Raw genomic sequence first — 11,855 nt, forward strand, 5'->3', positions numbered from 1 at the left:
ATTGGAGTATTTCGAGGATTAAAATTTGAGTCTGACCTGTCTGCCGTGCCTGCCTGCCCCTTGGAATGGCAGATAGGTCCGGCACAGGCAGGCGCAGAGATTGGGCAAAAGGGGGCGTTTTTCAAAGGTCTCACCAAAAGGTGCAGTCAGGAAACATCAAATTCATTCAAAATTCGTCACTCTTCGGGATTGCCGATTTTGCCGAAGATGCAAGGCGTAAGGTGCCCCAGACTACTTTCAGTACTTCAAGCGTCTTACAACGCAGCAGATTCGGCAAACTTGGCAATTGCATAATCCGGAATAAATAGTACTTGAAAATGAACCTCAGGGATATTACAGTCCTGAGACAAGGATTTTTTCCCACTTCCGGGACGTCAATAATCCTCCCACCCCGACACTCGGAAAAATGCATCAATGATCGAGACCGGCCTTGTCCCGGGGAACAGACTGGCTGAGGCCTTGCATCTCCAGAAGGAATCCGGGAAAAGGCTGGGCCAAATTCTCATCGAAAAGGGATGGATCAGCGAAGAAGAGATGGCCTTCGCCCTTGCCATGCAACTGAAAATTCCCTTCATCGATTTGACCAGTTTCGAACTTGACGGAAAGGTCATTGAATGCATCCCCGAGGAGGTCTCCCGTAAGTTCATCTGCATCCCTGTATCCTTGAGGGACAGCATCCTCGACGTTGCGATGGCCGATCCCTTGGATCTCAACATGATCAAGGATCTCCAGTTTATCACCGGATTCAACATCCAGCCCGCCATCTCCACGCCAAGTCAGATCCTTGAAACCCTTCAGAAACACTATCACCCGGAAAAAACCATTTCTGAAGTGGTCACGGAATATTCCAATGAAGATCTTCTGGAATTGTTGCCCGAGCAAGAAATAAAGGAAGAAGAGGAAGATCAGTTCGAAGCCTTGAAGAATTCGCCCTTCGTGAAGATGGTGGACTTGATCATAAAAAACGCCATCAAGAAGGGGGCAAGTGACGTCCATATCGAGGCCCAGGAAAACCAGGTCCGGGTGAGAAATCGGATCGACGGGGTGCTCCAGGACTCCATCAGACTTCCCAAGTGGACACAACCGATCATCGTGTCCCGGGTCAAGGTCCTCGGAGGGATGAACATCGCTGAAAAGCGCCTCCCCCAGGACGGGCGGATCCGGGTACGGGCAAGGAACCTTTCCGTTGACCTCCGGGTTTCCACCCTTCCCACCTATTATGGAGAAAAGGTGGTCATCCGGATCCTGAACAAGCAAGATGCCTTTCTTTCCCTGGATGAGCTTGGTTTGGCGCCACGGAATCTGGAGATCGTAAAGAGTTTTATCAAGCATCCCCAAGGGATGATCCTCATTACTGGCCCAACCGGAAGCGGGAAGACCTCCACGCTTTACGCCTGCATAAAGGAGATCAAGTCGGAGGAGGTAAACATCATCACTGTGGAGGACCCCGTTGAGTACGAACTGGAGGGAATCAACCAGGTCCAGATCAATGAGAAGGTAGGGCTCACCTTTCCCTTTGTACTCCGCTCGATACTCAGACAGGACCCCAATGTTATCATGGTCGGTGAAATTCGAGACGCCGACACGGCCGAGATTGCACTGCAGGCGTCCCTGACGGGTCACCTCGTTTTCTCCACCTTGCACACCAATGACGCCCCTTCGGCGGTCACAAGGCTCGTGGATATCGGAATGCCTCCATACATGATCGCCTCATCGGTAATCGGGGTGATCGCCCAGAGGCTGGTGCGGAAGATTTGCCCTTACTGCCGCGTGGAATACGTTCCAAACCAGGAATTGCTCAGCCGTCTGGGGCTGGATACCCATTTGCTGCCCTTCAAGTTTTTCAAGGGAAGGGGATGCCCCAAGTGCGGGAATCGCGGGCTGAAGGGGAGAACGGTCATTGAAGAAGTCATGATCGTAGGCCGGAAAATCCGAGAACTCATCCACTCAGGAGCCACCCTCGATCAGATCAGGGAAGCCGCTATGGCTACCGGGATGACCACACTGGGAATAAGCGGCCTGAAAAAAATCGAAGAGGGTCTCACCACAATCGATGAGGTCCTCAAAGCGGTCCAACAAAAGGAAGAATTGACAACGATCTGTACCCAGTGCGGAAAGGCCGTAAGCCTCGACTTCAGAGACTGCCCCTATTGCCTGAATCCACTCGTCCCCGCCTGTGATTCCTGCGGCCGAATCGTCCAGGCGGAGTGGGTCGTATGCCCATACTGCAGGAATGAATTGGGAAACGGGGCACTTGAACATGGATAGAACTCTGGTATACTTTCGCTCAGGTTGCCGGCCCATTTTCCTTCATTCTCGAAACGCTTTTCAGTCATAAGGCCACCTCGTGGTGTGAGCTATGCGATGCAAACATCATCCCAATCGAGAAGCGGTTCATTTTTGCGACGGATGTGGAATCCCCCTTTGTGAGGATTGCGCCGAGGAATCCAGGCCTGGAATCTATTACTGCTTCCAATGCGCCATGTTCCGATCCATCTCCGAGGCTGGAGATACGATCCGTGAAAAAAAAGGGCGGGCAAGCGAAAAAAGATCAAAAAAGAAGCGGAAATGGGGCCCTTTTCATTACTTTGTGATCCTCTCTTCGGCGATGATCCTTGTGTTGTGGGGGATCATCCTCTTTGGTGTCCCGGAACCTCCGGGGGGAGTGGCCGATTTTGAAAACCAGCCACGCCTCCTGCTCTTCATGGTGGACAGCTCCCTCAAACGATATGCTTACTATGAAGGCAACAGGTACCCCAAACGATTGACGGACCTCATTCCGAAATATCTCTCCCTGGGGAAAAACCCTGATAGACTTCTCCAAAAACTGAATTACCGGCCTGATCCCCGGGTCGGTTACTATCTGTCCTTTTCAAAATCCGTGAAAGGGGAAATGAACATGACCATTACTCCGCAGGGCATTACCATCCAGGCCCCTGACGTTAAAGGATCCTAGATGAGCAGACGAGCGGGTTTCACCCTTGTTGAATTGATGGTCGTAATCGTTATTCTGGGCATTCTGGCCGGGACCGCTCTGCCCTTGGTCCGCATCTGGCAGCAGCGGGCCTATGGATCTGAAGCGGCTGTTATGATGAAGCAGTTGTTGGACGGCCAGATTACATATTACCTCGAACATGACAGTTTTTTCCCTGCTGTGGGATCTGGGCCCATCATCATCCCCCCGGGTGACAACCCTCCTCCACAGGCCCAAGACTGGATTATTAAAATCAAAGACGCCTTGAAAGTCTCCATTCCCATAGGACACAAACTTGAGTACATGATCGAAAACTATTCCGCCTATTGCCAGATAAAAATAAGCGCACCTTTCCCTCTTTATCGGAACGGCCACAGGGCGATCTATGGAACGGTATCTTCCGAAGGAAAGACAATAACATATACTTGGGACAGGTAACCCTGAATCTTGCATAAACAATCCTGAACCCGTTAAAAAATTCATTGAAAATCCCCCTCTTAGGTCATAACCGGGCAAGGTGGAAGTTCAGCCCTACTGGTGAGAACAGGATTAAGAGTAATATTTCAAGATTGTTTACCCTTCGGGAGCGTCGAGTTTACCGAATCTGCTTCGTTATCGACCGCTTGCGGTAGAAGACTACAGCTGCGCGGTCGATGCCTCGCATCTTCGGCAAACTCGACACTTGCAAAATTCAGGTAACAAAATTTGATAACAGGCCTTTCCGGCCGATTTCATCCCCCATTCCTTGAAAAAATGCACATCTCCCCGAAGATCCAGTTCAGCAGGACCTGCGCCGATACTCTTCTCTCCATGGAGGAAATTCGAACCGCCGATTTCCTGGGAACCTTCTTGAAATCTGCCCTGGCGGCGGCCCCGCTCCTAGGGCTCTTTTACCTTTATATCGGTGCAAATACCCTCTTCGGAGTAACCATTCTTGCTGGAGTTCTCTTACTTCCCGCCTTTTTTGCCCTTAAAAGCAGGAAATGCTTCTTTTTCGTGGCCAATTACACCCTCTTCGTCCTTTGGGCGGCTCTCGGTATCATCGCGTGGAACACGGGGGCGATCACACCTTCGGGCGCTCCTCATCCTACATGGATTCTGAATGGGGCACTGGTGCTTATGGCCCTTTACCTGTTGAGCAGTCTCCTTTGGGGAACCCTCTGGACCCTTCTGGTATTCGTGGAAATGGGAGTGGTCCTGTGTCTCTATCGCAGGGGGCATCTCTTTCCGAATCTGATCCCACCGGACATCTTTGATCTATATTCCCTTGGTGCTTTTCTCGTGGCCCTCCTGTTCATCGTTTCTCTTGCCTTCCTTTTCGAGCGGCGGAGAATGGGAGTATGCGTATACATGGAGCAGGGGGAGCGGGAAGCAATCAGGGAGGCCAGGAAGTTCTGTGAGGAGGTTCTCCGATATATCCCTGTTCCTACCTTCATCATCGATCGAAATCATCGGGTGATTCAGTGGAATCAGGCTTGCGCTGAACTTACAGGGATCCCGGCAAAGAAAATCTTGGGGAAAAAGGTTTGGAATGGATTCGATGTGGACGGACAGGGATCCATGGCGGATGCCGTCCTTAACCGTTTTGAAAGATCTTCAGCTTCTAAAGGAGAAAATACCGTTCCACCCTTGAATGATGGGACAGTTGAAATAGAGCTCGATCTGCCGGCCTTAGGTGAAGGCTGCCGCGGGGTTATTTCGGCGGCTCTCCTTTACGGCAGGAACGGCCAAGTGATCGGCGCCATACAGACGGTCCGGGTGATTCCTCTCCACACACGTTTTCCTCTGCCTCAAACCACCTCGTAGACCATGATTTCGTCGGACTTGCCTTTGATCCTGCAGGGCCCGACTTCTCTGACCTTGAGTTTTCCTCTGACCGAGCGGTAAGTTTCTTCCCCGATAAGTATCTGGTTGGGGGCTGCCAGGGATTCCAGCCTTGATGCGGTGTTCACCGCATCTCCTATGACCGTGTAATCCATGCGCCTGGGTGAGCCGATATTCCCCGCCACAACCTGCCCGGTATTGATCCCGATACGGATCCGGATCCTCTTCCCTCCGGCCAGATTTTCCGGCATGGCATTGAGTTCCGCGAGCATTTCCTTCGCAGCTCTGACAGCCCTCTCCGGGTCATCACGCTTTTCGACCGGCGCCCCGAATACCGCCATGAGGCCATCCCCCATGTACTTGTCAAGGGTGCCGTCATGCTTGAACACGATGTCGGTCATCCTGGAAAAAAACCGGTTCAAAAACAGGGTCGTCTCCCGGGGCGGCATTTTCTCGGAAAGATTCGTGAAACCGACAATATCCGCGAAAAGCACGGTGGCCGTGAGATCCTTGGGCTCCATGAGTTCCTGCCCTCCCTTGAGGATCAGGTCAATCACCTGGGGCGGAATAAACCTCCCCAGTCGATTTCTCATCTTTTCTTCTTCCCTGATCTTCTGGTTCAGGCTTGCCTGCTCGATAACCAGCGCCATTTGGCTGCCGATTGCCTTGAGAAGCTCCAGGTCTTCCTGGGTAAACTGGTTGTCAAGCCTTACGCTGTCCAACTGGATCACCCCGATGATTTTGTCTTTTTTCCAGAGGGGAACACAGATGGCCGAGCGAATCTGCTTTATAAACAAGCTCTTGGCATGGTCCAGCCGATTGTCAGCCATGGCGTTGGATGTAAGCAGAGCGACCTTGTCACGAATAACCCTTCGAATAATCGTCCGACTCGCTTTTAACTCCCTACCACTTCCCCCTGAATCATGCCTGGATTTAACCACTACGGGAACGAGCATCTCGTTGTTTTCTTCTTCGCCGGTTAGCACCAGGAAACCGTAATCCGCATCGATTACCATGAAAATGAGGTCCATGATCTTGTTGAGGAGTTCATTGAAATCATGAATCATATTGAGTTGCCGGCTGATCTCATACAGTACAAAAAGGACCTTGTTGCTTCTTTCAAGGGTGGAAAGACCCGCCTTGAATCGATCCTCTTCAGAAGAAGGCACCCGGATCGACTCTCCTTCCCTCCCCGGAATCGGGGAGGAAAGAAGGAGGTCCTGGGTTTTTTCCCTTCCACCCACTTCAGCCCGGCTCTCAATGATAGGTCGGGGGCTCCTTTCATCATCATCCCCTGCCGTGAAAACCAGAGAATCAGACGTCGGCTCTCCGTCCCTGGCCCCGGAATAAAAAAGGATCCGGGTACGGCCGATCCTGATTCGGTCTCCATCCCTCAACAAAATATCCTGCACAAGCCTTCCATTAACTTCGGTGCCGTTGAAACTCCCAAGGTCCGTAAGGCGAAAACCCTCACCGGTTTCCATCAACCTGGCGTGATGCCGCGATACTGCGCTATCGGGAATCGTGATATCATTCTCCCTGCTCCTTCCCAGAGTCACTTCCTTCTTGGTCAAGGGGACCTCTTGTACTCCTCCGCCCTCATGAAGGATTCGCATCATCCACATCTTTTACTCCGTTTGTCGACAGAGGTCTAAAATGCCAGCAACAGGACCGTGATATTGTCCGACCCGCCTGCCCTATTCGCCTTCGACACAAGGGAACTTCCCACTTCGGAAAGAGATACTTCCCGCTTCTTTTCGATCGTCTCCAGAATCTCCCGGTCATCGATCATGCCATGAAGGCCGTCGGAGCAAATCAAGTAGAGGTCCCCCGGCTCCAAGGCCGTTTTGGAGATATCGATCCGGGGATGCCTCTCAATTCCAAGAACGCTGGTGAGGATGTGTCTTTGGGGATGCTTTCTGGCTTCCTGAGGGTTCATCCTGCCCATTCTCGCCCACTCACCCACCAGAGTATGATCCTCCGTGAGTTGTTCGATTCGCCCCTCCCGGATCCGGTAAAGGCGACTGTCCCCTACATTCACGACGGCAAAATGGTCCTCTTCAAAAAGGACTCCCGTAAGGGTCGTGCCCATGCCTTTTATTTCCGGCTGCACGTCGGCCGTTTCCAGAATTCGTCTGTTGGCCAAGGAGACGGCGGAAAAAAGCCGGACTTGTTCCGGGGTCCATCCCATCTGATTTTCCGGCTCCTGAGGTGCGGACTCCCGGCGGGAACGAATTACGTACTCTTCTATACAGCTCACGGCCAAACGGCTTGCCGTCTCACCGCCCGCGTGCCCACCCATTCCGTCGGCGACCAAAAACAGGCCCAATTCGCGACTGCAAAGATAGCAATCTTCATTATGACTGCGCACCTTACCGGTTTCTGAAAGGGCAAAATACTCGTAATTCATGAACGCGGCCCCTAAATCTTGGGAAAGGATTCTTGAAATCCGGATTGCAGAAAGAGAAGACTCATCGTTCGAAAGGCGGGAAGTAAGTCACACGGGGCCTGATGGAATCCGGCCCTTACCAAAGCCAATTCCCGTTCTTATCCCAGCGGCTGTTCACCCTGACGCCCAGCTTGGATAGCAGATGATGGAAGAGGAAACGCCGGTTGCCCTTGAAATAGCCCAGATCTCGGCAGTGCTGATGGGGGGTGAAACCAGCTTTCCGGGCCTCAGCCAGTGTCATGGTGCGGGCTGTCTTGCCCGCAACACAAACATAGTCGAAATGGATGGAATGATACTTCTTGTCCTCCAGGGTAACAACAACGACGGCATTTCCGGGCATCTCCTCATCAACCGTGATGAAGATACTAAGGAAAAAACCGATCAGGAGTAAACTGATCACAACAACGACGATTATCTTTGATTTTTTCCCCATGTCCCAACAATTCAACCGAGAGACCTGAAGGCCGCTGCCCGGATAGCCCAACAAAGACTCCGGGGTGGATATTAAACTACTATCGGCTGAAGCCGATAGCTTTTGGGGCCAAGGGGCCGAGGGTTCAAGGGGTCAAGTGAAAATCATCTTTCCTTGAATCCCGATCTCACTCGAACCCTGGCCCCCTTGAATCCTGTTCAAAAAATGATTCGACTAAAATCTTCGCCCGAAGGCGAGGGATTTTCTCCCATTCCCAGTATGGGACATTAAAGATCAATTCTTTTTCTTTTGAGAAACCTTCGGAAGAGGTAACTTAAAAAATTCGATGCCCTCTTCTTTCAGCATTTTTTCTTCTTCTTCAGTAGCCGAACCCTTAATGTTCTTTTTCTCCGTGACCCCGAAGTGCATCTTCAGGGCCTCTTTTGCAAAATTCGGCCCTACATCAACGAAATTTTTGTCAATGTAATCCAGGATCTCATAGGCCAAACGGTGATAGTCGATGGATTCGGCGCCCTTTCCGTCCCTTTCATCCATAGAGGTTTTCATGGCAACGGGAGACAGAATTTTCCTGATGTTAGTGTCATTGCAGTAAGGGCAAACGATCAATTTTTTGGCGTTCTGTTCATCAAAAGATTCATTATTTTGAAACCATCCTTCAAATACGTGTCCCTTTGAACATTCCAAATCAAACGCAATCATATATCCCACTCTTTCATTGTTTGAAGTCAATCGTTGATAAGCAAATGAAATGACTTGTCTGCTTCCACTAGCAGTGGAAAGATTTCCCTGGTGCCCGACCACTGATAACATTAAAGCGCTGACCGGGTTTTTGATCCGATAAATGATGAAAACACCCTATTTTCCCGGATAAAGAACCGCAAGAATCTTTGTCGGTTCTTCCCCGTGGCATTTCACAAGGTGAGGAACGTTGGAATCATAATAGATGGCATCTCCCTGCTCCAGCAAATACCGTTCCTCTCCAAGACGTACCTCCATGCTTCCTTCCAGGACGAAGATAAATTCCTGGCCCTCATGGGTGGACCTCTCATCCTCTATATCGGATGGGGCCAATACCATCAAAAAGGGCTCCATATGGCGGTCCCTCTTATGGGGGGCCAAAGAATGGTATTCGTAACCGTAACGGTTTCCCTTCTCGGAAGTATATCTTGATACGACCTTTCGGTCTGCCTTTCTTACGATCGTAAAAGGTTTTTTCTCCTCCCCAGAGATAAAATACCCGATCTTCATCTCCAGGGACTTTGCCAATTTTGTGACGATCCCCAGAGGAGGGGAAACTTCCCCTTGCTCGATTCGCTCCAAGAGAGCAAGATCAATGCCCGTGCGCTGGACGATATCCTGAAGACTCAAGCCTTTCTTTTCCCTTACCTTCTTGACCCTCTCCCCTACACTTATGTATCTTTCTTCCTCAGGAGGCTCCCTTCTGATGCTGTCAATAAAGGCCTTTTCTTCACCCTTGCTCGCAAATTGACCCACATCTTTTAAAAAATCTTCATAGTCGCTCATGGACCCTCTTTTGTCCTCTCCCATTGATCAGGCCTCTCCCCAATTATCGGATTTTGCCCAACTTGTGCCCATTTCCGGATTGACACTAACTTCCCGGAAAACGTCTCCGAACTCTTCCAGCCTACATTGTTGAAGCGTCCGGTGGTTCCTAAGGACCGCCTGAATCAGTTCGCTGCCGGCATTCGGAATCCAAAGTCCTGAAATTCCCCGTCATCGCTGCGAGTTCAAAGTTCTTGGCCCGAAAATCACGAATTTCTGCCGATATTATAAAAAGTTACATAACATTATCAATATACGGAAGTCAAGGCCGAGGAGGCTATCCTTCGGGAAGGGCCCAGGTTTGAGTCTGACCTGAGGAATTGCAAAAATCGGCCATTTCAGGGATAGACACATCCTGAATTTTCCGGACCATCCAATTTTATGGTAAAGAAATGACGGCTCCCTTCCGAATCCACAAATGTGGTTCATAATTTCTTCGGCACGATGTAATGAATCTCACCGGGACGAGCCTTTATCCGGCGATGTCGAGCCATTTACATACAAAAACAGGAAAAATTGATCCTTACACCAAAGAGAGGACATTTTTCACCCTTCATCAATTTTTTTTTGGTTTTACCCCAATATCATGGATACATTTTTTATCTTGACAAATCGTCTTTATTTTTAATAAGATCCCGCTGATTAAGGGGAGAATTGTGTGCGAGTTCGTTCTCTCCTTTTGGATACAGGCTGGGAGGCGGTTTTTCCAGCCTCCTGAAAGGGTCAGGTAACCGGGTTAACTTACACTACCAAACCTTAAACTCACCAAGGAGGAAATCTTATGAAGAAATTCTTGGCATTCTTCCTGGCTGCAGCCATGGTACTCGGCGCGGGTACGGCCCTTGCAGCCAACACGGTGGAACTGAGCACCGCGACCAGCGGGGTATCCACCGTTTACTGGGGACCTGTCTTCAGCAGGCACTCGAGCGGTCTTTCCGCTTACGTCGTGACGGGCGCCATTTTTAATGCCGCTTCCAAGCTGGATGCCGGTACGACGCTTTACGCCATCAGCAATACCCTGACCAACACGGACGGTACGGAACTAAGGGTTCAGGCCCTCAAGTTCGTATCAGGTGCCACTCCAATCGGCCCCCCCCAGTTGATTTCAGGTACGACCACTACTGTCGTTCTGTATGTTCTTGCACCGGGGGATGAAAGAGTCGGAAGCAGCGCAACCGATTCCGGTAATACCCTTTACATCATCGATGGAGGAACCGGTACGCTTTACCATGAATTAGGGATACCGGGAAACGGGTTAGGGTATGCAGCTTTTCCCGCCTCCAGCGGAGCCTATGATTTAGCAAATGCCGGATCGAGCCCGTATTGTTTGGCTCCGGTTACCATTGATAATGAAAACACCAGCTACTCCGGTGCCACCATTTTTGGAATCACTTCCGCCGGTGTTACCAACTCCGTCGGTGATTCAGGAATCTCGATTTGGGCCGTAAGCGCTCAGACCGGCACCTATACTACGAATTCCTCCGGAAACTCTAATGTAACAGGTTTTCCGAGCGCAAGCGGTGTCAGTGTCATTCATACCGCCCCGGTAATCTCGGGAGACAGCCTGTTTGTCATTGGTTATTCTTCAACGGGTTCCGGCAATACTATTTTCCAATTTGCTAAAAACAACATTTATAATGGAATCGTCACATCAGCCACTGTCGGCCTCAATGCTGACCTGAGCAACCAGTGGATTCCTACTCCATGCGTATCCGGTGGTTCCATCTTCGTGGTGGATAATGAGGGTGGTGTTTCCTCTTTCAGGACGGACAACCTTTCCCTCAACTACGGCGTAAGGTACACGGGCAGCAGGATCACCACCGGGGTCACCGCCGCTCCTGTGACTGACGGCACTTACATTGTGGTTTGCTCCACCAGCGCGGTTACCTGCTTTAAGCTGGACAATCTGAGCCAGGCAGCCACCTCAAGTGCCGCCCAGTGGGCCTATGACTTCGGCGCCAACAAGTCCATTTGGGCCACCCCTGCCATCTCCGGCGGTTACGTGTGGGTGACGGTGAACGACACGTTGCGAAACACCTCTACAACTTACAGGTTCGAGCTTGCCTCCACGGCCTCCAACGGCGGAATCGCCCAGATCAACACCTATGGCGACCTCACCTATGGTGATCCCATCCTAGTTGACAGCGCGGTCTGGACCGTCTCTTACGACCCGGTCGTAAGGAAGATCGCGGACTCCCACGGGGATGCCAAGGACTACTGGCCGCAGTTGAAGTTCGACAAGGCCAAGACAGGTAACAACACTGATACGGATGATGTTGAACCCACTACAGACGATGGTGGATGCTTCATCTCCACTATCATTAATTAACAGTTCCGGAACAACCTGACCTGTAACGGCCTGTAACCTGAAAGGGGGGCTTTTAACGCCCCCCTTTTTTAGTTCCCATCCCTTACCGCGCCCACCGGTTGACTGATTCCTTCACCTATACTATAGAAACTCCATGCCAAAAATGTATTTTACCTAAATTGAGCGATTTCCGAGTTTTCTGGAGATGCAAGGCGCGCGAGGATTCAGGAATGAGCCGTACATATCAGTACGCCGCAATGACGGAATCCGAAGCGCCTGTCTGCGTGCCTGCCTGTCCCGTTGG

Annotated in this window: 10 protein-coding genes; 5 read left to right on the forward strand and 5 right to left on the reverse strand. The window is 50.9% G+C overall.

Annotation, left to right across the window (positions count from 1 at the left end):
* Positions 1–414 precede the first annotated feature (414 nt).
* The 4 genes from tadA to JRF57_13565 all read left to right on the forward strand — a co-directional run bounded on the left by tadA (position 415) and on the right by JRF57_13565 (position 4,780).
* Positions 415–2,268, forward strand: coding sequence for a Flp pilus assembly complex ATPase component TadA (gene tadA / locus JRF57_13550; GenBank protein ID MBW2304723.1), 1,854 nt, complete (start codon positions 415–417; stop codon positions 2,266–2,268).
* Positions 2,269–2,359: 91 nt separating this feature from the next.
* Positions 2,360–2,956 carry a B-box zinc finger protein gene (locus JRF57_13555; protein ID MBW2304724.1) on the forward strand — a complete coding sequence of 199 codons (597 nt, stop codon included), beginning with the start codon at positions 2,360–2,362 and terminating at the stop codon, positions 2,954–2,956.
* Positions 2,957–3,412, forward strand: coding sequence for a type II secretion system protein (locus JRF57_13560; protein MBW2304725.1), 456 nt, complete (start codon positions 2,957–2,959; stop codon positions 3,410–3,412).
* 315 nt (positions 3,413–3,727) lie between these two features.
* Complete coding sequence (locus JRF57_13565) at positions 3,728–4,780, forward strand: PAS domain-containing protein (protein ID MBW2304726.1); 1,053 nt, start codon at positions 3,728–3,730, stop codon at positions 4,778–4,780.
* Here the strand turns inward: JRF57_13565 and JRF57_13570 are convergent.
* From JRF57_13570 to JRF57_13590, 5 genes are all read right to left on the reverse strand, one after another.
* On the reverse strand, positions 4,765–6,372 hold the full coding sequence (locus JRF57_13570; GenBank protein MBW2304727.1) for an FHA domain-containing protein: 1,608 nt from the start codon (positions 6,370–6,372) through the stop codon (positions 4,765–4,767). The two genes, JRF57_13565 and JRF57_13570, sit on opposite strands and share 16 nt — an antisense overlap.
* A gap of 77 nt (positions 6,373–6,449) precedes the next feature.
* Entirely contained in the window at positions 6,450–7,208 is a 759-nt protein-coding gene (locus JRF57_13575) for a Stp1/IreP family PP2C-type Ser/Thr phosphatase (GenBank protein ID MBW2304728.1), read from the reverse strand.
* Positions 7,209–7,323: 115 nt separating this feature from the next.
* Positions 7,324–7,680: a hypothetical protein gene (locus JRF57_13580; protein ID MBW2304729.1), complete on the reverse strand. Its 357-nt coding sequence runs from the start codon at positions 7,678–7,680 to the stop codon at positions 7,324–7,326.
* Between the two features lie 273 nt (positions 7,681–7,953).
* Positions 7,954–8,379, reverse strand: coding sequence for a DUF1178 family protein (locus JRF57_13585; GenBank protein ID MBW2304730.1), 426 nt, complete (start codon positions 8,377–8,379; stop codon positions 7,954–7,956).
* Positions 8,380–8,535: 156 nt separating this feature from the next.
* A complete protein-coding gene (locus JRF57_13590; GenBank protein ID MBW2304731.1) occupies positions 8,536–9,204 on the reverse strand; it encodes a cupin domain-containing protein in 669 nt (222 codons plus the stop codon).
* Positions 9,205–10,024: 820 nt separating this feature from the next.
* Here JRF57_13590 and JRF57_13595 point away from each other — a divergent pair.
* Entirely contained in the window at positions 10,025–11,572 is a 1,548-nt protein-coding gene (locus JRF57_13595; protein ID MBW2304732.1) for a hypothetical protein, read from the forward strand.
* Positions 11,573–11,855 lie beyond the last annotated feature (283 nt).

It is taken from the genome of Deltaproteobacteria bacterium, assembly GCA_019310525.1.
GTDB lineage: Bacteria > Desulfobacterota > DSM-4660 > Desulfatiglandales > HGW-15 > JAFDEE01.

Coding starts and splice junctions, on each gene's coding strand:
- tadA (MBW2304723.1), top strand. CDS start 415: ATGATCGAGACCGGCCTTGTCCCGGGGAACAGACTGGCTGAGGCCTTG.
- JRF57_13555 (MBW2304724.1), top strand. CDS start 2,360: ATGCGATGCAAACATCATCCCAATCGAGAAGCGGTTCATTTTTGCGAC.
- JRF57_13560 (MBW2304725.1), top strand. CDS start 2,957: ATGAGCAGACGAGCGGGTTTCACCCTTGTTGAATTGATGGTCGTAATC.
- JRF57_13565 (MBW2304726.1), top strand. CDS start 3,728: ATGCACATCTCCCCGAAGATCCAGTTCAGCAGGACCTGCGCCGATACT.
- JRF57_13575 (MBW2304728.1), bottom strand. CDS start 7,208: ATGAATTACGAGTATTTTGCCCTTTCAGAAACCGGTAAGGTGCGCAGT.
- JRF57_13580 (MBW2304729.1), bottom strand. CDS start 7,680: ATGGGGAAAAAATCAAAGATAATCGTCGTTGTTGTGATCAGTTTACTC.
- JRF57_13585 (MBW2304730.1), bottom strand. CDS start 8,379: ATGATTGCGTTTGATTTGGAATGTTCAAAGGGACACGTATTTGAAGGA.
- JRF57_13590 (MBW2304731.1), bottom strand. CDS start 9,204: ATGAGCGACTATGAAGATTTTTTAAAAGATGTGGGTCAATTTGCGAGC.
- JRF57_13595 (MBW2304732.1), top strand. CDS start 10,025: ATGAAGAAATTCTTGGCATTCTTCCTGGCTGCAGCCATGGTACTCGGC.